Source organism: Actinomycetospora cinnamomea, from assembly GCF_003096675.1.
GTDB lineage: Bacteria > Actinomycetota > Actinomycetes > Mycobacteriales > Pseudonocardiaceae > Actinomycetospora > Actinomycetospora cinnamomea.
Window position 1 is genome coordinate 702255 of sequence record NZ_QEKW01000001.1, and the last position, 21514, is coordinate 723768.

Here is a 21514-nt window from a genome sequence, read left to right on the forward strand (position 1 = left end):
ACAGGGCGATCGAGCCGTGACCGCCACGACGCACGGCGCCCGGACGCCGGCGCGCCGACCGCGGGGTCCGCGGTCGAGGTCCTGGTCGCCGGCGCGCCGACGGTGCGCTCCGGGCTCGCGGTGGTCACGACGCCCTCCCTGCGACCTCGTATCCGGCCTCCTCCACGGCGGCCCGGATCGCGCCGTCGTCCACCGGACCTGCGACGGTCACGACGACGCGGCCGCTCGAGAGGTCGACGTCGACGTCCGTCACGCCCGGCACCTCGCCGACCTCCTCGCGCACCGACGCCACGCAGTGGTCACAGGTCATCCCGGTCACGATGTACGTGCTGGTCTGGCTCACGGGACCTCTCCGTCCTAGGACCGGACGAGGCGAGCGATGGCGGCGCTGGCCTCGGCGATCTTCTCGTCGGCCACGTCGCCGCCCTCCGCCGCTGCCTGGGCGACGCAGTGCCCGAGGTGGTCGTCGAGGAGGCCGAGGGCGACGTTCTCGAGCGCCCGTGTCGCGGCGGAGACCTGGGTCAGGACGTCGATGCAGTACTTGTCGTCGTCGACCATCTTCGCGATCCCGCGCACCTGGCCCTCGATCCGGCGCAACCGCTTGAGGTAGGCGTCCTTCTGCCCGGCGTAGCCGTTCATCCCTCGGCTCCTCTCGACGGCCCGAGCATACCCCTAGGGGGTATCTAGTCAAGACGGACGCCGTAGACCTCTTCGACACCGCAGCTCGACCGCTCATCGAGGCGCCGAATCTGCCACGACGGCGGTCGGCGGGCGCGGGAGGATCGAGATCATCCGTGTATCCGGTACCCCTACGGCGTACCCGCCGCGAGGTACCGGTACGCCCCAGGGGTACGGGTCACTCCGCCGCGACGGGAAGGCTGTCGAGCGCGGCCCGCAGCCGGGTGCCGGCGTCGGACGCGGTCTCGCCCAGCTCGGCACCGGTTCCGGCGGCGACACCGAGCAGGGCGCCGGGATCGACGGCCTGGACGATGGTGCGGCCCTCGGCGCGCCGGACGGTGACGTTGCACGGCAGCAGCAGCCCGACCTCCGGGTTGGCCGAGAGCGCCGCGTGGGCAAGGGCCGGGTTGCAGGCGCCGAGGATGGTGTAGGCGTCGATGCGCTCACCGAGTTTCGCCTGCAGGGTGGCCTGGACGTCGATGGTGCTGAGCACGCCGAACCCCTGGTCCGCGAGCGCGGCGGTCACGGCCTCGACCGCCGCGGCGTGGTCGAGGTCGACCTCGACGGTGTGGGCGATGTCGGACATGGTGCGGTGTTCCTTCCCAAGGCCTCGAGTTCGGGCTACCCCCATGGCGTTCCCGCCGACTCGACCACCAACTCGTCGCGCGGGACCAGAGACCGGTACGGAGTGGGCCGGCCGGCCCGTACGCCTGGTCCGCCCGTCACTTCACCCTCGCGCTCACGAGTGGAAGGACGAATCCCATGACCGAGCGCTCCGGCTCCGGGCGCCGGATGAGCCGCCGCCAGGCCCTGGGACTGCTCGGGCTCGGCGCCGCCACCGTCGCCGTCGGTGCCACCGGGTGGGCCACCTCAGGCGCAGCCGGCCCTACGCGGTCGGGAATCGCCCCGCCGAGCGGTGAAACCCTGCAGGTCCCGGCCGAGCTCGCCAGCCGGCAGGGCCGGCTCGGTCTCGACCTGTCGGCCGCTCCGGGCGCACCGCTGGCCGGACGCGACGCGTCCGCATGGGGCTACAACGGCTCCAGCCCCGGCCCGACGCTGCGGGTGCGGCCGGGCGACCAGCTCGCTCTGCGGCTGCACAACCGGCTCGACCAGCCCACGAACCTCCACACCCACGGGCTCCGGGTCTCCCCCGAGGGCAACTCCGACAACCCGTTCCTCCACATCGCGCCCGGCGAGTCGTTCGACTACCGCATCACCGTCCCCAGCGAGCACCCACCAGGGACGTTCTGGTACCACCCCCACGCCCATGGCCACGTCGCCGATCAGCTCTCGGCCGGACTGGCCGGAGCCCTCATCGTCGACGACGGGAGCGAACCGTCCGTCACGACCGACCGCGTCCTGGTCGTCACCGACGCCACCCTCGGCACCGGCGGTCCGGTCCCCGCCGACGGCCGGAGCCGCATGGCCGGTCGACAGGGCGAGCTGCTGCTGCTCAACGGTCAGCACCAGCCGACCATCCCCTGCGCCACCGGCGACGTGGAACGCTGGCGGCTGATCAATGCCACCACCTCGCGCACCCTCACCCTGCGCCTCGACGCCCATCCCCTGACCCGCATCGCCCTCGACGGGATCACCCTGCCGACCGCCGTCCGGAGCGACACCGTCCGGCTCGCCCCCGGCAACCGCACCGACGTGCTCGTGCGCCCCGACCGACCCGGGACGTTCGCGCTGATCGCCACCACCGAAGCCCGCAGCGCGATGGGTATGGGGATGGGCCCGGGGGGCGCCGCCGTCGATGCGGAGACGACGACGGTGGCCACGCTCGCCCCCAGCGGCCCCCCGCGGCCGCCGAGCGCGCTGCCGACCTTCCCCGCCGGTGAGGGCCCGACCCGGGACGCAACCACCGGTACTCGTCGACTCGCCTTCTCCATGGGGATGGGTCCGGGAGGGATGGGTCCGGGTGGCATGAATCCCGGTGGCATGGGCCCGGGCGGGCAGGGCATGACCTTCGGGTTCGACGGCCGGGCCTACGACGCCGACCGCACCGACCAGACCGTCGCCCTGGGCGCGGTCGAGGAGTGGACGGTCACCAACCCCACTCCGATGGCCCACCCCTTCCACCTCCACGTCTGGCCGTTCGAGGTCCTGGCGGACAGCGCCCGCACACCGACCACCGCCACGCTGCAGGACGTGGTCCTCGTGCCCGCCCAGGGCTGGGTCCGGTTGCGCATCCCGTTCACCGCCCAGACGGGACGCAGCGTCTACCACTGCCACGTCCTCGACCACGAGGACCTCGGCATGATGGCGACGATCGCCGTCAACTGACCTGGGCCGACGAGAGATGCTCCCGGCCGACACCTGGTGCCGACGAGAACCACGAGACCGGGAGAGCTCACCCGGTTCGGGGGGAGCGCTCCGCGCACGAGAGACGTCACCATCACTGGACGTCTCCGCCCACGCCGACGGTTCGTCGAGGAGCACCATGACCGACATCCCGGCGGACCGGCCGGCTCGCCCGCGCCGCATGCCGTTGGAGGACTACGCGGCGATCACCGCGACGGTCCTGGTCGTGCTCGCACTGGCCGGCGCGGTCGTGGTCGCGCGGGGCGCGATCGTGCTGGTCTTCGTCGGCTTCTTCCTCGCGACCGGGATCGAACCCGCGATCCGGTGGCTCGTGGCCCGCGGCCTGCGCCGGGGGCTGGCCGTCGCCGTCGTCGTGCTGCTCGTGCTGCTGGTCCTGATCGGGCTGGCCGCCGTGTTGATCGTCCCGGCCGTCACCGAGATCAGCTACCTCGTCGCGGAACTGCCGGACCGGCTCGCCGCCCTCGGCGAGCGCCTCGGCGGCCCCGGCAGCACCGTCGGCGGCGCGCTGTCCGACCCGGCGGCGCACCAACAGCTGCAGCAGTCGCTCTCCGGCCTCGGCACCGTCGTCGCCGCCTCGGCCGCCGCGGTGTTCAGCGTCCTCGGTGCGCTCTTCGGCGGTGTCTTCGCCACCATCACCGTGCTGGCGCTGCTGGTCTACTTCTCGCTGGCCATGCCCCGCATCCGTGCCGGCATGGACCGGCTGCTGGCCCGCGAGGAACGGGTCACCGCCGCCGAGGCCGCACTCGGTCGCATCGGTGGCTACGTCTCCGGTCAGTTGGTCGTGTCCGGGATCGCCGGCCTGAGCGCCTTCGCGTTCTTCCTCATCGTCGGCATCCCCTACCCGGCGCTGCTGGCGATCGTGGTCGCCGTCCTCGACGCCGTCCCCCAGATCGGCGCGACCCTGGCCTCGTTCGTCGCGGTGGCCGCGGCCCTGACCGTCAGCTTCCCCCTGGCGATCGGCACGCTCGTGTACTTCATGGTCTACCAGGGCGTCGAGAACTACCTCATCGCGCCGCGGGTCTTCTCCAAGGCCATCGAGCTCTCGCCCGTCGGCGCGTTCGTCGCCATCCTCATCGGCGGCGCCGCCGCCGGCCTGCTCGGGGCGATGACCGCCCTCCCGCTGACCGCGGCCGGCAAGGTCGTCATCGGCCACGTCCTCTCGGAACGCGCCCGGCGCCACGGCCGACCCGCCCCCGCGCTCACCCCGGACCCGTCGGCCGTCGGCGGCCGCGACAACCACACGAAGGAGGACGGCCATGGCTGACGCGCCACGACCCCGGCGGACCTCGACCGGGCGCGGCAAGGTCAACCCGCGCTGGGTCGTCGGCGGGGTCCTGCTCGTCCTGGCCGTGATCTTCATCCTGGAGAACCGCGACCCGGTGGGTATCCGGCTGATCATCCCGCTCGTGGTCATGCCCCAGTGGGCGGCGCTGACGCTGACGCTCGTCATCGGCTTCGTCCTCGGCCTCCTGGTCTCGCGCCGCCGTCGGTGAGACGACCGGCCCACCCCGCCCGGGTGAGGGGTCGAGCGCCCCGTGCGCGCGGCTGGTCACCGCCCGAGGTCGGGGTTCGAGGGCAGTCGCAGCGTGGCGGTGGTGGTGGTCCCGGAGACCTCGGTGTGGACGGAACCGAAGTGGCGCAGGAGCGCGAGCAGAGCGTGGTTGTCGGTGAGGACCTCGGCGCTGATCGTGGTGACGTCCTCCTCGCGGGCACGGCGCAGGAGCGCGCGCAGGAGTTGGAAGCCGACGCCGCGTCCCTGCCAGGCGTCGGCGACGACGATGGCGAGCTCGGCGCTGTTCGGCTCGGAGTCGCTGCGGATGAACCGAGCGATGCCCACCCCCTGCCCCGTCTCCGTCTCCACCGCTCCGAGTGCTTCGTGGTCGCGGTGGTCGACCTCGGTGAAGAAGCGCACCTGCTGGTCCGAGAGCCGCGGCATGACGGTGAAGAACCTCTGGTAGGCGCTGGTCTCGCTCAACGACTGGTAGCGGGCCGCCAGCTCGTCCGCGTCACAGGGCTCGACGCTGCGCACCAGCACCGTGGTGCCATCGGTCAGCGCCACCTCCTCCGACACCGACCGAGCAGCAGCGTCCGGGGTACCTGGCTCGTCGTCGCCGTCGGTCGCCGACCGGTTCGGTGCGGGCACCCGCCCATCGTGGCGCGCGCCGCGACCGATCGACACCCCCGAGACGCGATCAGCGGGCGGCCGCCGTCGGAACTTCCGGCAGCGGCACCGACGGGTCGGCGAGGCGCGCGCGGTCGACGGGCGCCCCCGACCGGACGAGGTCGCCGATCGGGCCGGTCACGTCCCAGACGTTGACGTTCATGCCCGCGCGGACCCGGCCGTCGGCGAGCCAGAACGCCACGAACTCGCGGGCGGAGAGGTCGCCGCGGACGACCACCTCGTCGTACTGGCCGGGCGCCGCGTCGCCGCTGTACTCCATCCCCAGGTCGTACTGGTCGGTGAAGAAGTACGGCAAGCGGTCGTAGGCCGACCCCGTCCCGAGCATCGCGCGCGCCGCCGCGGGACCGCCGTTGAGGGCGTTGGCCCAGTGCTCGACCCGCAGGCGCCGGCCGAGGGCGGGGTGCCAGATGCGCGCGACGTCGCCGGCCGCGTGGATGTCAGGGTCGGAGGTGCAGAGCGACTCGTCGACGACGACGCCGTCGTCGACCTCGAGCCCGGCCGTCTCGGCGAGCGCGGTGTTCGGGGTGATCCCGATGCCGACCACCACCGCGTCGGCGTCGATCTCGGTGCCGTCGCCCAGCCGGACGCCCGCCACCCGCCCGTCGCGACCGAGGATCTCGACGAGGTCCGCCCCGCAACACAGGTCCACGCCGTGCTCCTCGTGCAGGTCGGCGAAGACCTGCGCCATCTCGGGACCGAGGACCCGCAGCAGCGGCAGCGATGCGGACTCGAGCACCGTCACCGCGACCTCGGCGACCCGGGCCGCGGCCGCGACCTCGAGACCGATCCACCCGCCCCCGACGACGACGGTCCGGGACGAGGAGCGCAGCGCGGCGGCGATCCGGTCGCTGTCGCCCAGTGTGCGCAGGTAGTGCAGGCCGTCGAGGTCGGCGCCCGGGAGGGCGAGCCGTCGCGGCGACGAGCCGGTGGTCAGCAGCAACGTGCGGTAGCCGAGCCGGTCGCCGTCGGCCAGCACGACCTCGTGGGCGTCGCGGTCGAGCGCCGTGACCGGGACGCCGGTGCGCAGGTCGACGCCGTGCTCGGCGTACCAGTCGGGCGGGTGGACGTAGGTGCTCGCGCGGTCGGCGCGGCCCTGCAGGTACTCCTTCGACAGCGGCGGGCGCTCGTAGGGTCGCTCGTCCTCGTCCCCGAGCAGCACCACCCGCCCCGGGAACCCCTCCTCGCGCAGTGTCTCCGCGGCCTTCGCCCCGGCCAGCCCCGCCCCGACGATCACGATCGTCCCGTCGTCGTCCGCCATCTCCTCGTCCCTTCCGCGGTGCCCTGCGGGCGGCACACGGGAGATGCTCCACCACCCGGGCGGGCTCCGACAGCCCCGAGGTGCGGGGGTCAGGCGGGGTCGGGTCCCGCCGACGGCGAGGCGCGGTGACCTCCGTCCTCCACGCCGAGCACTTGACGAGCCTCCTGCCACAGCCGCGTGGTGATCGCCCCGGCGGGCTCGGCCCGGGCGAGGCGGGCGGCCTGCCCCGCCCACTGATTGACCGCGTCGACGCCGCCCGGACCGGACGACCCGGTCCGCCCGCGGCGCCACTGCGCGACCAGCCGACGCTGGACGGGGTAGCGCGCCGGCGGCGGCGCGTCGGGCGCCGACCAGGACCGGACGAACGCGGTCGGCAGCGCCCGGCCCGGCCGCCCGGAGTAGGCCCGCGTCAGGACCGAGGTCTCGGGTGCCGCGGCCGCGAGGCCCTCGGACCAGGGCTGGGCGATGCCGACCTCGGGCGAGCGGAGGTACGCCGTCCCCACCTGCACGGCGCTGGCCCCGAGCGCGAGGGCTGCCGCGACGGCACGTCCGTCCGCGATCCCCCCGGTGGCCACGACCGGGACGGTCAGCGCATCGACCAGTTGCGGGACCAGCGCCACCAGGCCGATCGCCGTCCTCCCGGCCGCGTCGGGGTCGAACGTTCCCCGGTGCCCGCCCGCCTCGATCCCCTGGGCGACCACCACGTCGGCCCCGGCGCGCTCGGCCTCCAGCGCCTCCTCGAGCGTCGTCGCGCAGGCGAACCAGGCGACGCCCGCGGCGTGCATCCGCTCGACCATGGCCGGCTCGAACACGCCCATGATCGAGGAGATGGCGGTCGGCGAGGCCGCCAGGAGCTCCTCGCACTGCTCGTCGAACGAGGGCGGTGATCCTCCCGCCTCGCCGGGGTCGCCGAACCGCTCGAGGAACCGTCGCGCCTCCTGCTCACCCGTGTCCGCCACGGCGGGCGGATCGGGGATCCACAGATTGATCTGGTACGACCGTGACGACCCCTCACGGAAGCGCCGGACCCACTCGCGGATCCTGTCCGGGTGGTCGAGGACGGCCCCGGCCGCGCCCATGCCCCCCGCCTCGGCGACGGCGACGGCGAGCTCCGGCGGGCACGCCCCCGCCATCGGCGCCTGCAGGATCGGGACGTCGAGCCCGTACCGCTCGCAGAACTCCGCGACCCGCGTCGCCACCGCCATCGCCGGCCTCCTCGAATCGCTCGCGTCCCCATCCTCCGCGGGGACGTCCGCCCGGCGAAGGACACGCCTCGCCGGACACCGCCGAGGGCGGCCACGCGGTCAGGTGGTCCGTGGTCGGCTGCCACCCCGCGGCCGGAGCGTCACCCCGGCGTCGACGAGGAGGCGCCGGACGTGACCGAAGCTCCGGCCCGTGTCCTCGCTGAGCCGCATGAGGCTCGCACCCGCGGCGTACCGCTCGACGAGGTACCCCACGAACGCCGCGCGATCGCGTTCGCCCGCGCCACCGGAGTGAGTCCTGCCCGCTGCCGCCACCCGTGACCTCCATCCGTCGAACCCGCGCCGACACTAGGTCGGGCGGGCGCCGCGCGGCGGGCCTGTCCCGGATCGAGACACCCGGATCAGCGCGCGGCGGCGCGCGCCGCGTCCTCCTCCGAGGCGTTGACGACCTGGACCTTGTCGCCGTCCTGGAGCTCGGCGAAGGTGGCCCGCGCGTCGGCGGTCTCCATGCGGATGCACCCGGCGGACGAGCGTGAGGGGTCGCCCGCGTGGAAGGCGATCCCGCCGTCGGCGAAGAACGTCGAGTACGGCATCGGGGCGGGCCGCCCCTCGCGGGTGGTCGACTCGCCGCTCACGTGGTGCTCGTCCTTGCGGTAGACGCGGAACGAGTGCCCCACGGGGGTGGGGGTGCCCTCGCCGCCCGACGAGATGGTCATCGGCCCGCGGACGACCCGGCCGTCACGGATCAGCCAGGCGCGCTGCGACTCGAGGTCGACGCAGGCGCGCGTGGACACCGAGCACGGCGTGCCGGGCACCGCGGCCTCGGCGTGCGCCTCCCGCGCCACGGGGCTGGTCTCCGGGTTCGCGGGAGTGGCGCTGTCCGCCAGCGCCGGGACCGCGAGCGCGCCGACAGCCGTCATGATCGTCGCCGAGACCCCGGCCGCGGCCCACCACGAGGTGGCCCGGGAGCGACGGGGACGGGGCGCCGTCGGTGCGCGGTGCCGGCCGGTCCGGGATGCCGTCGTCTCGGTGATGGTGCGACCTCCTCCTCGGGGAGGGCCCGGTCCGAGGCGGCCCTCCGGGTCCGTCGCCCCGTGCATCGGCGCGCCACGGCGCGGGGTGGACCCTCCGACCGGGCGATGGACCGGCGGGGATCCGCGACGGAGGGTCACCACGACGGTGGTGGACGACCGCCGGTGCCGGTGGCGAAGATGTCGCTCCTGGAGCACCCACCCCGCACACCGAGGACCCCGTGGACCCCGTGGACCCCCAGCGCCTGCAGCACCTCACGCGGTTGCGCCGCGTGCGCGACCGCATCGACCGCGAGTACGCCCAGCCCCTCGACGTCGAGGCGCTGGCGCGCGGGGTGCACATGTCGGCGGGGCACCTGAGCCGGGAGTTCCGGCGCGCGTTCGGGGAATCGCCGTACAGCTATCTCATGACCCGGCGCATCGAGCGCGCGATGGCGCTGCTGCGTCGCGGCGACCTCGGCGTCACCGAGGTCTGCTTCGCGGTCGGCTGCTCGTCGGTCGGCACGTTCAGCACGCGCTTCACCGAGCTGGTCGGCATGTCGCCGAGCGCCTACCGGCGTCTGGAGGCGCACCCCGTCGCGGAGATGGCGCCGTGTGTCGCCCGGAAGGTCACCCGACCGGTCAGGAATCGAGAAGCACGGGACGGGGCGCCGCGGCCAGCATGAGCGGCATGAGCGACACCGACATCACCATCCACCAGGCCTACCTCCCCCACGACGACCACGAGGCCTCGCTGGCCTTCTACCGCGACACCCTCGGCTTCGAGGTGCGCAACGACGTCGAGTACCAGGGCATGCACTGGCTCACGGTCGGGCCCGTCGACCAGCCCGGGACGTCGATCGTCCTGCACCCGCCGTTCGCCGACCCCGGGATCACCGAGGAGGAGCGGCGCACGATCGCCGAGATGATGGCCAAGGGCACCTACGCCGGCATCAACCTCGCCACCACGTCGCTGGACCGCACCTTCGAGCGCCTGCAGGCCGGGGACGCCGAGGTCGTCCAGGAGCCGACCCAGCAACCCTGGGGCATCCGCGACTGCGCGCTGCGCGACCCCGCGGGCAACATGATCCGCATCTTCGAGGTGCGCTGACCGTCCGCCGGAGGGACGACACGATGAGCACGGCCACGACGACGGACACCGCGACGGGCACGGCGGGGCCGACGCCGCACGTCGCCGACACGCACGACCGCATCCGCGTGCACGGCGCCCGCGAGAACAACCTGCGGGACATCGACGTCGAGCTCCCGAAGCGCCGGCTCACGGTGTTCACCGGCGTCTCGGGCTCCGGCAAGAGCTCCCTGGTGTTCGGCACGATCGCCGCCGAGTCGCAGCGGCTGATCAACGAGACCTACAGCGCGTTCGTCCAGGGCTTCATGCCGACGCAGGCCCGCCCGGACGTCGACGTCCTCGACGGCATCACCACGGCGATCATCGTCGGCCAGGAGCGGATGGGCGGCGACGTCCGCTCCACCGTCGGCACGGCCACCGACACCGGCGCCATGCTGCGGATCCTGTTCAGCCGTCTCGGGCAGCCCCACATCGGCTCGCCGCAGGCGTTCTCGTTCAACGTCGCGTCGATCAGCGGCGCGGGGGCAGTCACCTTCCAGCAGGGCGGCAAGACCGTGAAGGAGCGCCGCGACTTCTCGATCACGGGCGGCATGTGCCCGCATTGCGAGGGCCGGGGCTCGATCTCCGACATCGACCTGACCGCCCTCTACGACGACTCGAAGTCGATCAACGAGGGCGCGATCACGATCCCCGGCTACAGCATGGACGGCTGGTACGGCCGCATCTACCGCGGCGTCGGCTGGTTCGACCCCGACAAGCCGATCCGCGACTTCACCCCCCAGGAGCTGCACGACCTCGTGTACCGCGAGGCGACCAAGGTCAAGATCGAAGGGATCAACCTCACCTACACGGGCCTGGTCCCGCAGGTCCAGAAGTCCTACCTGTCGAAGGACGTCGAGGCGCTCCAGCCCCACATCCGCGCCTTCGTCGAGCGCGCGGCGGTGTTCACGCCCTGCCCCGAGTGCGGCGGCACCCGCCTGTCCGAGGCCGCCCGCTCGTCGAAGATCGACGGGCTCTCCATCGCCGACGTCAACGCGATGCAGATCAGCGACCTGGCGGAGTGGGTGCGGGGTCTGGACGAACCGTCCGTCGGGCCGCTGCTGGAGGCCCTGCGGGACACGCTCGACTCGTTCGTCGAGATCGGGCTCGGCTACCTCGCGCTCGAACGGCCCGCAGGGACGCTGTCGGGCGGCGAGGCGCAGCGCACGAAGATGATCCGCCACCTCGGCTCGTCACTCACCGACGTCACCTACGTCTTCGACGAGCCGACGATCGGGCTGCACCCGCACGACATCCAGCGGATGAACAACCTCTTGCTGCGGTTGCGCGACAAGGGCAACACGGTGCTCGTCGTCGAGCACAAGCCCGAGACGATCGCCATCGCCGACCACGTCGTCGACCTCGGGCCCGGCGCGGGTACCGAGGGCGGGACGATCTGCTTCGAGGGCAGCCTCGAGGGCCTGCGCGCCAGCGACACGGTCACGGGGCGCCACCTCGACGACCGGGCGCGCCTCAAGGACACCGTCCGCACGCCGAGCGGCGCGCTGGAGGTCCGCGGGGCGACGGCGCACAACCTGCGCGGTGTCGACGTCGACATCCCGCTCGGGGTGCTCGTCGTGGTCACCGGGGTGGCCGGGTCGGGGAAGAGCTCGCTGATCGACGGGTCGGTGGCCGGACGGGAGGGCGTGGTCTCGGTCGACCAGGCGCCGATCAAGGGCTCGCGGCGCAGCAACCCGGCGACCTACACCGGGCTGCTCGATCCCATCCGCAAGGCGTTCGCCAAGGCCAACGGCGTGAAGCCGGCCCTGTTCAGCGCGAACTCCGAGGGCGCCTGCCCCAACTGCAACGGCGCGGGCGTCGTCTACACCGACCTCGGGATGATGGCCGGCGTCGCGACCACCTGCGAGGTGTGCGAGGGCAAGCGGTTCCAGGCCGCCGTGCTGGAGTACACGTTCGGCGGCCCGTCCGACCCCAAGGACATCAGCGAGATCCTCGCGATGCCCGTCGCCGAGGCGCAGGCGTTCTTCTCCGCCGGCGACGCGAAGACCCCGGCGGCGGCGAGGATCCTGACGGCGCTGGCCGACGTCGGGCTCGGCTACCTGCGTCTCGGTCAGCCGCTGACGACGCTCTCGGGCGGCGAGCGCCAGCGCCTCAAGCTCGCGACCCACCTCGGGGAGAAGGGCGGGACGTTCGTCCTCGACGAGCCGACCACGGGCCTGCACCTCGCCGACGTCGAGCAGATGCTGGGCCTGCTCGACCGGCTCGTCGACGCGGGCCGGTCGGTGATCGTCATCGAGCACCACCAGGCGGTCATGGCGCACGCCGACTGGATCATCGACCTCGGGCCGGGTGCGGGCCACGACGGCGGGCGGATCGTCTTCGAGGGCACACCCGCCGACCTCGTCGCGGGGCGCTCCACGCTCACCGGCGAGCACCTCGCGCAGTACGTGGGGGCCTGAACCCGGCCCGGACGGGGAACCACCGGCCGATGGTCGACCCCGCGCCCCGCCGTGCCCCCGAGCCCCTGCCCGCGCCGCCGCCCGATCCCGGGGACCGGTGGGTCGACGCGGTCGCGGGCCGGGTCGCCGGCGCGGCCTTCGGCGTCGCGTCCTGGTTCCGCGCGGCGCGGTCGTTCCACCCCCGCGGGCGGTCGTTCCGCGGGACGCTCTCGGTCTCCGGTACGGACCCCGCCGGCGCGACGGTGCTGGACCTCCCCGGCGACCACCGGGCCGTGGTCCGGCTCTCCCGCGGCGCGGGGCTTCCCGAGCCGTTGCCCGACGCGCTGGGCCTCGCGGTGCGCCTGCTCGACGCCGACGGCCGCGGGGGCCGGCAGGACCTGCTGCTGGTGTCGTCGGGCACCGCCGTCGGCGCGCGGCACGTGATCGTCCCCGAATCCCGCTACGACGTCGCGACCTACTCGAGCCTCACCCCGTTCCGCGTCGGCACGGAGCGGCTCGTGCTGGGGGCCCGGGCGCTGGAGGGCGTCGGGGGCCGGGCGGGGTGGCCCCGCCTGGACGACGTGGCCGACGCCGTTACCGCCGGGACCGCGGCCTTCGCGCTGTGCACCGCCACCCCGACCGGCGGGTGGACCCGGCGCGGGATCCTGCGCCTGGGCGACGAGCTCACCGGGGCGGAGAGCGAGTCGCTGCGCTTCACCCCGTTCCACCACGCGGGCGGCATCGAACCGGTCGGTGTGGTCAACGCCCTGCGTCGGCGGGCCTACGCCGAGAGCCAGGCCGCACGACCCACGCCCTGAGCGTCGCGCTCGTCCTCACTCGAGGGGCTCGGCGAACGCGCGTGTTCGCGGGTGTGTGGTGCTCACCGATCGGGCAACGCTCGGCGAACTCGTGGGCGCGGTCGTGGAGACCCCGGCGGCGCGCCCTCCGTACCCGGGTCCGCGGCCGGACCGCCGACCCGTCACGAGGAGCGCGCGATGAGCGAACCGGATCGACGTCGAGGAGCGGTCGCCGCGGGCGGTGCCGGGGGCACCGGTGGCGCTGCCGGTGGGGCTGGTGCTGCCGGTGGTGCCGCCGGGACCCGCCGGCGTCGCCCGTGGTGGGCGTGGCTGCTGCTGGCGATCCTGGCCGTGCTGATCATCCTGGCGATCCTGCTGCTCAGCCGCTGCAGCAGCGGGGCCGAGGGCCCGCAGCCCGGCGCGACGGGCGGGACGGCGGCACCCGCCGCACCCGGTGCTCCCGGTGGCGCGCCCGCTCCGGGCGTCGCGCCTCCCGCCGGCGCGGGTGCGCCCGGTGCCCCCGGCGCCCCGGGTGATCCGGGTGCTCCCGGTGCTCCCGCCACCCCGGGCGCCGGCAGCGGCGACACCGGGAGCGGTGGAACGGGCGGCGGAACAGGCGGCGGAACAGGCGGCGGTGGCGACATCGCCGCCGTCTCGGAGCGCGTGCAGGAGCTCGTCGAGGCGAGCCCGGTGACGTTCGGGCCCGACAGCCCGGAGCTGACCGCGTCGGGCGCCGAGACCGTCGACGAGGTGGCTCGCGAGCTGGCGAGCGTGCCGTCGGCGCAGGTCATCGTGACCGGCTACGTCGCCCCGGTGGCCCGCGGCATCGGCCCCGACGCGCAGGCCCTCTCGGACCAGCGTGCCGCCACCGTCGCCCAGCGCCTGGCGAGCCAGGGCGTCGACCCCGCCCGCATCCAGACGCGCGGCGCCGCGGACCGCGACCCGCAGTCCAGCACCGCGGCCAGCCGCCGCGTGGAGATCGCGGTCTCGTAGAACGCCGCGCCGGGTTGCCGGGCCGCGGAGGTGGGGTAGCCGAACCGGCACCCGGTGGTGGACCAGCCGGCCGTCCGGCGTGCACCGGTCCGGGCGATTCTCGAGCGACGCCCGGCGAGCCCCTGGGGGGATCCGATGCGCATCGCCGTCACCGGCGCGACCGGCAACGTCGGGACCGCGCTCCTGCGCCGCCTGGCGCGCGAGGACCACGAGGTGGTGGGACTCGCGCGCCGGGTGCCCGGCGGCACGGTCGACGGCGCGCCGGTGACCTGGCGGTCGGTGGACCTCACCCGCGTCACCGGCCACGAGCTCGCCGAGGTGTTCGCCGGTGCCGACGCCGTGGTCCACCTCGCCTGGGGCTTCCAGCCCTCCCAGGACCTCGCCTACCTGCGGGAACTGGGCGTGGGCGGCACACGACGCGTCGTCGGGGCGGTCGCGGCGGCGGGCGTGCCGCACCTCGTGCACATGTCCTCGCTCGGCGCCTACTCGCCGCGGCGCGACGACACCCCCGCCGACGAGGCGTACCCGACCGACGGCGTGCCGACCTCGCGCTACAGCCGCCACAAGGTCGCCGCCGAGCGCCTCCTCGACGAGGCCGAGGCCGGGAGCGCGCTCGGCACCGTCACCCGCCTGCGCCCCGGCGTCGTCGGGCAGCGGGCCGCCGGTAGCGCCCTGCTGCGCTACGGCGTGCCCGGTTTCGTGCCCGCCCGCGCCCTCGGGTGGCTCCCGGTCCTGCCACTGGACCGCGGACTCGCGATCTCCGTCGTGCACGCCGACGACGTGGCCGACGCCGTGGTGCGGGTGCTCGACGGCCGGGTCGGCGGCGCGTTCAACCTCGCCGCGGACCCGCCGCTGACTGCGGCGGACATCGCCGAGGTGCTCGGCGCCCGCCTCGTCCACGTCCCGTCGTCGGTGCTGCGGCCGGTGGTGGACCTCGCGTGGCGCCTGCGCCTGCAGCAGGTCGACACCGGGTGGCTCGACATGGCCTTCGCCCTGCCGCTGCTCGACTCCGGCCGCGCCCGTACCGAGCTCGGGTGGGCACCGACGCAGGACGCGGTCGCGGTGTTCCGCGAGGTCCTCGCGGGGATGCGGGCGACCGCCGAGGGCCCGACGCCGGTGCTGCGCCGCCGCACCGTCGCCGGCACCGTCCGCGACGCCGTGCGCCACGGTGCCGTCGAGCGGCGGCACCGGCCGTGACGGCGACGCCGACCACGCGGCGCGGGACCGCCGCCGGCCTGGTCACGAGCGCCCACCCCGGACCCGCGGTCGCCGTCGCGACGATCGCCGCGCTGCTCGCGGCCGACGCCGGCCTGCCCGCCGGCACCGCCGTCGTCGTCACCGCTGCCGTCTTCACCGGGCACCTGACGATCGGCTGGGTCAACGACCTCGTCGACGCCCCCCGCGACCGCGCCAGCGGGCGCACCGACAAGCCTCTGGCCACCGGCCGGGTCGGCGCCGGCCCGGTGGCCGCCGCGGTGGCCGTCGCCGGTCTCGCCTGCGTCGTCCTGTCCTTCGCGGCGGGCTGGCGCAGCGGGGTCGTGCACCTCCTGCTCGGCATCGGCTCGGGCCAGGCCTACAACCTCGGCCTCAAGCGGACGGCCCTGTCCTGGCTGCCCTACGCGGTGACCTTCGGGACGCTGCCGGCCGTCGCGTCCCTCGCCCGCGACGCCCCGGCCTGGCCACCGTGGTGGATGCTCGCCGCCGGCGCGGCGCTCGGGGTCGGCGCCCACGTGGTCAACGCCCTGCCCGACCTCGCCGACGACCTGCGCACCGGCGTCCGCGGCCTGCCGCACCGCCTCGGCGAGCCGACGGCGCGCCCGCTGGCCGCCGGCCTGCTGGTCGCCGCGTCGCTCGTGGCCGCCCTCGGTCCCGCCGGCACCCCGCCGGCGTGGGTGTGGGTGGTGCTCGTGGTGGTCGGCGCGCTCGCGGCGTTCACCCTCGCCGGACACGGCCGCGGTCCCTTCCGCGCCGCGATCGCGATCGCCCTGCTCGACGTCGTGCTGCTCGTGGCGGCCGGGTGATGGCCGGCCCCCTCGACCGGCCCGACCTCGCCGTCGTCGGCGCCGGGCCCGCCGGCGCGGCGGCCGCGCTCGGTGCGCTGCACGCCGAGCCCGGCCTGCGGGTGGCGCTGCTCGACCGCGCGGACTTCCCCCGTGACAAGGCGTGCGGGGACGGCGTCGCCCCGCACGTGCTCGACCGGCTCGCCGAGGTCGGCGTCACCGGCCTGCTCGACGACCGGGTACCGGTCGCGCGCCTGCGCCTCGACCGCGGCGGTCGCGGCGCCGAGCGGACGATGGCGCGACCGTCCTACGTCGTGCCCCGCCGGGTGCTCGACGCCCGGCTGGTCGAGGCGGCGCAGGAGGCCGGCGCCGTGCTGCGGCGCCACCGGGTCCGCGACCTCACGGTGGACGGCGGAGCCGGCGGCGGGGGCGTCGTGCTCGACGGGGAGATCGCGGCCCCCGTGGTGGTCGGCGCGGACGGCGCCCGCTCGGTGGTGCGCCGCCGGGTCGGGTGGGCGCCGGGCGCCACGGCGCTCGCCCTGCGCGGCTACGCCCCCGTCACCCCCGCCCGCGAGGGCGCCCAGGTGATCGCGTTCGGCACCGCCCGCCAGCCGTCGTACGCCTGGTCGTTCGACCGCGGCGACGGCTGGGCGAACGTGGGGTACGGCGAGGTGCTCGGCGACGGGCAGGCGCCCGGCAAGGGCGAGCTGATCGGGCACCTCGAAGACCTGCTGCCCGGCACCACCCGCGACGCCACCGATTGGCGCGGCCACCACCTGCCGCTCTCGGGGCTGCGCTGGCGCCCACCGAGCGGACGCGTGCTGCTGGTCGGCGACGCCGCGGGCCTGGTCAACCCCATGACCGGCGAGGGCATCTACTACGCCGTCACCACCGGCATCGCCGCCGGACGGGCGGCGGCCCGGGCCCTCGCCGAGGGACGGCCCGCGCGCGCCGGGCACCGCTACCGGCGCGACGCCCGCGCGCACCTCCTCCCGCACCTGCGCCACACCGCGGCCGCCGGCCGGCTGAGCCGCAGCGCGCCGATGCTCGACGCCGGGCTCGCCGCCTCCGCCCGCGACCAGCGCGTGTTCGACGACCTCGTCGAGCTCGGGCTGGCCCGCGGCCGGATCAGCCCGGCCGTCGTCCGCGGGCTGGTCACGTCGCTGGCCAGGGCCCTCCTGCGCCCCCTCCCCGAGGAGAGATGAGCATGCGCATCCTGAGCGTCCGGGGCACCCTGCCCGAGCACCGCCACCCCCAGGCGGAGATCACCGAGGCCTTCGCCACCTCGATGGTCCGCGGCGTCGACCGGGGCCTGGTCGAGCGGTTCCACGGCAACGCCGGCGTCGCGACCCGCCACACCGCGCTGCCGCTGGAGCGCTACGGCGGGCTGCGCGACTTCGGGGAGGCGAACGACGCCTTCATCGCCTCCGGCGTCGAGCTCGGCGCGCGGGCGGTCGTCGACGCGCTCAAGGCCGTCGACCTCGCCCCGTCCGACGTCGACCTGATCGTCTCCGCGACCGTCACGGGGCTCGCCGTCCCCTCGCTCGACGCCCGGGTCGCCGCGCTGATCGGGATGCGCGACGACGTGGTGCGCGTCCCGATCGTCGGCCTGGGGTGCGTCGCCGGGGCGGCGGGGGTGGCCCGGCTGCACGACCACCTCGTCGGCCACCCCGACGCGGTCGCGGTGCTGATGAGCGTCGAGCTGTGCTCACTGACGCTGCAGCGCGACGACGCCTCGGTGCCCAACCTCGTCGCCAGCGGGCTGTTCGGCGACGGGGCCGCCGCCGTCGTCGCGGCCGGCGAGCGCCGGGCCGCGCAGCTCGTCGATGCCGGGCGCGTGCAGCCCGAGGTGCTGGTCGCCCGCAGCCGCCTCTACCCCGACTCGGAACGCACCATGGGCTGGGACGTCGGCGCGGGCGGGCTGAAGATCGTGCTCGACGGAGCCGTGCCCGACGTCGTCCGCCGCCACCTCGGCGACGACGTGCGCCGCTTCCTCGCCGACCAGGGACTCGGGCCGGGCGACGTCGAGTGGTACGTCGCGCACCCCGGAGGGCCCAAGGTGCTCGAGGCGCTGCAGGACGCGCTCGGGGTGGACCGCGAGGCGCTGGCCGTCACCTGGGACTCGCTGCGCCGCATCGGCAACCTCTCCTCGGCGTCGGTGCTGCACGTGCTGGCCGACACCCTCGCCGCCCGGCCGCCCCGGCCGGGCTCGTACGGGCTGATGCTGGCCATGGGCCCGGGGTTCTGCTCCGAGCTGGTGCTGCTGCGGGTGCCGGCATGAGCGCGCTGCTCTACACCCTGCTCGTGGTCGCCGTCGGAGTGGAGCGCCTCGTCGAGGTCACCATCTCGCGGCGCAACGCCGCCTGGGCGCTCGCCCGCGGCGGCATCGAGGCCGGCCGCGGCCACTACCCGGCCATGGTCGTGCTGCACACGGGCCTGCTCGTCGGGTGCGTGGCGGAGGTGTGGCTCGCCGACCGGCCGTTCCTCCCCGCCCTGGGGTGGCCGATGCTCGGCCTTGTCCTCGCCTGCCAGGCGGTGCGGGCGTGGTGCGTCTCCACGCTCGGGCGCCGGTGGAACACCCGCGTGATCGTCGTACCCGGGCTGCCGCTGGTGTCGTCCGGGCCCTACCGGTTCCTCCGCCACCCCAACTACGTCGTCGTCGTGATCGAGGGCCTCGCGCTGCCGCTGGTGCACACCGCCTGGATCACCGCCGCCGTCTTCACGGTCGCGAACGCGGTGCTGCTGACCGTGCGGGTGCGCGCGGAACGGCGCGCCCTCGACGACGCGGCCGGGACGGTGGCCGCGTGAGCCCGGTCGACCTCGTGGTGGCCGGCGGCGGGCCCGCCGGGCTCGTGACCGCCCTGCACGCCGCCCGCGCGGGTCTCGACGTCGAGGTGTGGGAGCCGCGCGCCGGCGCGGTCGACAAGGCCTGCGGCGAGGGCCTGATGCCCGGGCCCCTCGCCTCGCTGCAGGCGCTCGGCGTCGACCCGCCCGGGCACCCGTTCCACGGCATCCGATACGTCGACGCCGGCGGGGCGGCGGACGCGGACTTCCGCCACGGCGCGGGCCGCGGCATCCGCCGCACCGTGCTGCACGACGCCCTGCGCGGCGCGGCGGTGGCGGCCGGCGCGCGCATCGCGCAGCGGGCCGTGGGGGCCGTGACCCAGGACGGCGAGGCGGTGACCGTCGACGGGACCCGGGCGCGGCACCTCGTCGCCGCCGACGGGCTGCACTCGCCGCTGCGCCGCGCGCTCGGACTCGACGCCGCGCCGGCGCGGCAGCGCCGCTACGGGTTGCGCCGGCACTTCCGCACCGCGCCCTGGTCGCCCTACGTCGAGGTGTACTGGGGCCGCGAGGTCGAGGCCTACGTGACACCGGTGGCCGGCGACCTCGTCGGCGTCGCGGTGCTCGGCGCGCGGGCGGGCTCGTTCGACGAGCGGGTGCGCCTGCTGCCGGGCCTCGGCGCGCGGCTGGGCGACGCCGCGCCCGTCGGCGCCGTCCGGGGCGCCGGCCCGCTGCGCCGGGGGGCGCGGGCGCGCGTGGCGGGCCGGGTGCTGCTGGTCGGCGACGCCGCCGGCTACATCGACGCGCTGACCGGCGAGGGGCTGGCGCTGGCGTTCGCCCAGGCCGAGGCGGCGGTCCGCGCGATCACCGACGGGGTGCCGCAGCGCTACGAGCGGGACTGGGCGCGTCTCACCCGGCGCTACCGCTGGCTGACCGCCGCGTTGCTCGCCGGCACGCGGCCCGCCGCGGCCCGCCGGGTCCTCGTGCCCGCGTCCCGGGTGCTGTCACCGGTGTTCTCCGCGGCGGTGAACGCGCTGGCACGGCCGGTGGGGACTTCCTGAGCGGCCCGGATAGGACGAATGGGTGGTACGGCCTGGACGTGTGTCCGGTTTCGCGTCACCCTCGGTGACCACCGTCGCCGGAGGAAGGCTCCGCATGTCACTCAGCAGCACGCTCCGCCCCGTGCCCGCCGGGCCCGCCCACGAGCACACCCGCGCCTGCTGGTGGGACCACCTGGCCGGCCGCTGGGCCGGGCCGGCGCACCCGGCGCCGGTACCGACCCGGGCAGCCGCGCCCGGCATCCCCGAGCCCCGGCCCGCCCCCGACATCCGCAGCTGAGCACGTCGGCTGTCCGGCTCACCGTCCCGCGACCGGCGGGCCCCCCGCCTCCCCGCGGTGCAGGTGGTGGTCGGCGACCAGCGCGAGCACCCGGCGCGCGGCGTGCGGTGACTCGACCACCCCGGCCGGCACCGCCGCCCCCGCCCGCGCGTAGGCCCGGCCGGCGAGCTCCTCGAGCAGCTCGGTGACCGGGCCCTCCCGCGGCCCCGCGAGCGTCGCGAGCCGTGCCGTGCCCGCGCCGGCGAAGGTCCGTTCCGCGTACTCGGGGAAGACCCCGGCGAGGAACAGCGCGCCGTCGCCGAGCCGCCTGTACCCGCCGGGGCGCTGGTCCTCGGGCAGCGCGACGATCAGCTCGGCCAGGCGGGGCAGGTCGAGCTCGTCCCACCGCTGCCGCCGCCACCCGGTCGGGTCCCGCCGCCACACCACCCCCGAGGCCAGCCGCGCGTAGGACGCGAGGAGCTCGGCGAGGAAGAGCCGGTGGGCGGGGTCGGCGGCGAACGCGGCCAGCACGGGGCCGTCGAAGATCGGCACGCGGGAGCGCGGCGCGGTGCGGTCCGGGACGTGGGTGCGCCCGACGAGCGCCCCGGCCGTCCGGTGCACCGCGGCCGCGAGGACGAGGAACGGCGAGACGTGGCGGAACCGCCCGCCGCGGTCGCGGTCCGCGCGCAGCACGGCGTCGGCGACCGCGGGCCGGTCGAGCAGGTCGAGCACCAGCGCGGGGTGCCGGCGCAGCGCGGGGACCTGGTCGGGCCGGTCCCCCGACAGCGCCAGCAGGTCGGTGTCGGTCAGGTGCTCGCCGTAGCGGCGGGCCACCGTCTCACGGGTGTCACGCACGTCCACCCCGCCATGATGCGCCGCGATCAGGCCGTGCGGCGCATGCTCAGCGCGAGACCGATGTCCATCGCCCCGCGGAAGAGGAAGCCGAGGGCGATGAACAGCGCCAGCACGCCGACCGCCGTGCCCGGCGAGACGAGCAGGACGAACGCGACGATGAGGCTCAGCACGCCCACGACGATGTTCCAGACCCGGTGCTCGCGCTGGGAGCCGGCGATGATCAGGTCGTGCACCCCGGCGAGGACGAACCAGAGGATCAGGCCCCAGACCAGCACGAGGATGCCGCCGCCCGGCCGGAACAGGACGAGGATGCCCGCCACGAGGACCAGGACGCCGAAGGCGGCGAGCCAGCCGCGTCCCGTCGAGCCGGTGCCGGCGCGCCAGGCGACCCCGATCTCCAGGGCGCCCTGCACGATCAGCACGATGCCGAGCACGATGGCCGCACTGAGGATGGCCAACCCGGGGAAGAACAGCGCGATCACCCCGACCAGCACACCGAGGATACCCGAGGCCAGCACCCAGCCCCACCCGCTCGACGCCCGGCGTACCCCCGGGCCGCCCACCGCGCTGGTCATGTCCGCTCCC

General features: G+C 75.4%; 25 protein-coding genes. 15 read left to right on the forward strand and 10 right to left on the reverse strand.

Annotated elements, in window-relative coordinates:
- Positions 1-124 precede the first annotated feature (124 nt).
- The 3 genes from C8D89_RS03275 to C8D89_RS03285 all read right to left on the reverse strand — a co-directional run bounded on the left by C8D89_RS03275 (position 125) and on the right by C8D89_RS03285 (position 1264).
- The gene (locus C8D89_RS03275; RefSeq protein ID WP_116706573.1) at positions 125-343 is read right to left on the reverse strand and encodes a heavy-metal-associated domain-containing protein; all 219 of its coding nucleotides are present in this window, start codon (positions 341-343) and stop codon (positions 125-127) included.
- A gap of 14 nt (positions 344-357) precedes the next feature.
- Positions 358-639, reverse strand: coding sequence for a metal-sensitive transcriptional regulator (locus C8D89_RS03280; RefSeq protein WP_116706574.1), 282 nt, complete (start codon positions 637-639; stop codon positions 358-360).
- 217 nt (positions 640-856) lie between these two features.
- Positions 857-1264: a DUF302 domain-containing protein gene (locus C8D89_RS03285; protein ID WP_116706575.1), complete on the reverse strand. Its 408-nt coding sequence runs from the start codon at positions 1262-1264 to the stop codon at positions 857-859.
- Between the two features lie 176 nt (positions 1265-1440).
- On the opposite strand from C8D89_RS03285, the gene C8D89_RS03290 reads away from it, so the two are divergent.
- The 3 genes from C8D89_RS03290 to C8D89_RS03300 all read left to right on the forward strand — a co-directional run bounded on the left by C8D89_RS03290 (position 1441) and on the right by C8D89_RS03300 (position 4496).
- Positions 1441-2964: a multicopper oxidase family protein gene (locus tag C8D89_RS03290; protein WP_243417782.1), complete on the forward strand. Its 1524-nt coding sequence runs from the start codon at positions 1441-1443 to the stop codon at positions 2962-2964.
- A 157-nt stretch (positions 2965-3121) separates the two neighbouring features.
- A complete protein-coding gene (locus C8D89_RS03295; protein WP_165825522.1) occupies positions 3122-4267 on the forward strand; it encodes an AI-2E family transporter in 1146 nt (381 codons plus the stop codon).
- The gene (locus C8D89_RS03300) at positions 4260-4496 is read left to right on the forward strand and encodes a LapA family protein (protein WP_116706577.1); all 237 of its coding nucleotides are present in this window, start codon (positions 4260-4262) and stop codon (positions 4494-4496) included. The genes C8D89_RS03295 and C8D89_RS03300 overlap by 8 nt, the downstream gene beginning before the upstream one ends.
- A gap of 56 nt (positions 4497-4552) precedes the next feature.
- Here the strand turns inward: C8D89_RS03300 and C8D89_RS03305 are convergent, their stop codons facing one another.
- The 5 genes from C8D89_RS03305 to C8D89_RS03325 form a co-directional block, all read right to left on the reverse strand.
- Positions 4553-5146: a GNAT family N-acetyltransferase gene (locus tag C8D89_RS03305; protein ID WP_165825523.1), complete on the reverse strand. Its 594-nt coding sequence runs from the start codon at positions 5144-5146 to the stop codon at positions 4553-4555.
- 49 nt (positions 5147-5195) lie between these two features.
- The gene (locus C8D89_RS03310) at positions 5196-6443 is read right to left on the reverse strand and encodes an NAD(P)/FAD-dependent oxidoreductase (RefSeq protein ID WP_116706579.1); all 1248 of its coding nucleotides are present in this window, start codon (positions 6441-6443) and stop codon (positions 5196-5198) included.
- Between the two features lie 89 nt (positions 6444-6532).
- The gene (locus C8D89_RS03315; protein ID WP_116706580.1) at positions 6533-7648 is read right to left on the reverse strand and encodes an NAD(P)H-dependent flavin oxidoreductase; all 1116 of its coding nucleotides are present in this window, start codon (positions 7646-7648) and stop codon (positions 6533-6535) included.
- Between the two features lie 99 nt (positions 7649-7747).
- The gene (locus tag C8D89_RS30080) at positions 7748-7960 is read right to left on the reverse strand and encodes a helix-turn-helix domain-containing protein (RefSeq protein WP_116706581.1); all 213 of its coding nucleotides are present in this window, start codon (positions 7958-7960) and stop codon (positions 7748-7750) included.
- Between the two features lie 86 nt (positions 7961-8046).
- Complete coding sequence (locus C8D89_RS03325; RefSeq protein WP_116706582.1) at positions 8047-8565, reverse strand: L,D-transpeptidase; 519 nt, start codon at positions 8563-8565, stop codon at positions 8047-8049.
- Positions 8566-8897: 332 nt separating this feature from the next.
- On the opposite strand from C8D89_RS03325, the gene C8D89_RS03330 reads away from it, so the two are divergent.
- The 12 genes from C8D89_RS03330 (at position 8898) to C8D89_RS29005 (ending at position 20095) form a co-directional block, all read left to right on the forward strand.
- Positions 8898-9341 carry a helix-turn-helix transcriptional regulator gene (locus tag C8D89_RS03330; protein ID WP_116706583.1) on the forward strand — a complete coding sequence of 148 codons (444 nt, stop codon included), beginning with the start codon at positions 8898-8900 and terminating at the stop codon, positions 9339-9341.
- Positions 9342-9346: 5 nt separating this feature from the next.
- Positions 9347-9766, forward strand: coding sequence for a VOC family protein (locus tag C8D89_RS03335; protein ID WP_116706911.1), 420 nt, complete (start codon positions 9347-9349; stop codon positions 9764-9766).
- A 23-nt stretch (positions 9767-9789) separates the two neighbouring features.
- A complete protein-coding gene (locus C8D89_RS03340; RefSeq protein WP_116706584.1) occupies positions 9790-12204 on the forward strand; it encodes an ATP-binding cassette domain-containing protein in 2415 nt (804 codons plus the stop codon).
- 29 nt (positions 12205-12233) lie between these two features.
- Positions 12234-13001, forward strand: coding sequence for a hypothetical protein (locus tag C8D89_RS03345; RefSeq protein ID WP_116706585.1), 768 nt, complete (start codon positions 12234-12236; stop codon positions 12999-13001).
- Between the two features lie 177 nt (positions 13002-13178).
- Positions 13179-13973 carry an OmpA family protein gene (locus C8D89_RS03350; protein WP_116706586.1) on the forward strand — a complete coding sequence of 265 codons (795 nt, stop codon included), beginning with the start codon at positions 13179-13181 and terminating at the stop codon, positions 13971-13973.
- A 135-nt stretch (positions 13974-14108) separates the two neighbouring features.
- Entirely contained in the window at positions 14109-15170 is a 1062-nt protein-coding gene (locus C8D89_RS03355) for an NAD-dependent epimerase/dehydratase family protein (RefSeq protein WP_116706912.1), read from the forward strand.
- Positions 15167-15994 (forward strand): UbiA family prenyltransferase, encoded by an 828-nt coding sequence (locus tag C8D89_RS03360; protein ID WP_207787004.1) that lies wholly within the window; start codon positions 15167-15169, stop codon positions 15992-15994. The genes C8D89_RS03355 and C8D89_RS03360 overlap by 4 nt, the downstream gene beginning before the upstream one ends.
- On the forward strand, positions 15994-17178 hold the full coding sequence (locus tag C8D89_RS03365; RefSeq protein ID WP_116706587.1) for an NAD(P)/FAD-dependent oxidoreductase: 1185 nt from the start codon (positions 15994-15996) through the stop codon (positions 17176-17178). Before C8D89_RS03360 ends, C8D89_RS03365 begins: the two co-directional genes overlap by 1 nt.
- A 2-nt stretch (positions 17179-17180) precedes the next feature.
- A complete protein-coding gene (locus C8D89_RS03370; RefSeq protein ID WP_207787005.1) occupies positions 17181-18254 on the forward strand; it encodes a type III polyketide synthase in 1074 nt (357 codons plus the stop codon).
- On the forward strand, positions 18251-18781 hold the full coding sequence (locus C8D89_RS03375; protein WP_116706589.1) for an isoprenylcysteine carboxyl methyltransferase family protein: 531 nt from the start codon (positions 18251-18253) through the stop codon (positions 18779-18781). Before C8D89_RS03370 ends, C8D89_RS03375 begins: the two co-directional genes overlap by 4 nt.
- A complete protein-coding gene (locus C8D89_RS03380; RefSeq protein ID WP_116706590.1) occupies positions 18778-19818 on the forward strand; it encodes an NAD(P)/FAD-dependent oxidoreductase in 1041 nt (346 codons plus the stop codon). The genes C8D89_RS03375 and C8D89_RS03380 overlap by 4 nt, the downstream gene beginning before the upstream one ends.
- A 121-nt stretch (positions 19819-19939) precedes the next feature.
- Positions 19940-20095 (forward strand): hypothetical protein, encoded by a 156-nt coding sequence (locus C8D89_RS29005; RefSeq protein WP_207787006.1) that lies wholly within the window; start codon positions 19940-19942, stop codon positions 20093-20095.
- Positions 20096-20113: 18 nt separating this feature from the next.
- On the opposite strand, the gene C8D89_RS03390 is transcribed toward C8D89_RS29005, so the two are convergent.
- Both C8D89_RS03390 and C8D89_RS03395 read right to left on the reverse strand, forming a co-directional pair.
- A complete protein-coding gene (locus tag C8D89_RS03390) occupies positions 20114-20935 on the reverse strand; it encodes a hypothetical protein (RefSeq protein ID WP_243417784.1) in 822 nt (273 codons plus the stop codon).
- 20 nt (positions 20936-20955) lie between these two features.
- On the reverse strand, positions 20956-21504 hold the full coding sequence (locus C8D89_RS03395; RefSeq protein ID WP_165825524.1) for an HdeD family acid-resistance protein: 549 nt from the start codon (positions 21502-21504) through the stop codon (positions 20956-20958).
- Positions 21505-21514: the final 10 nt, after the last annotated feature.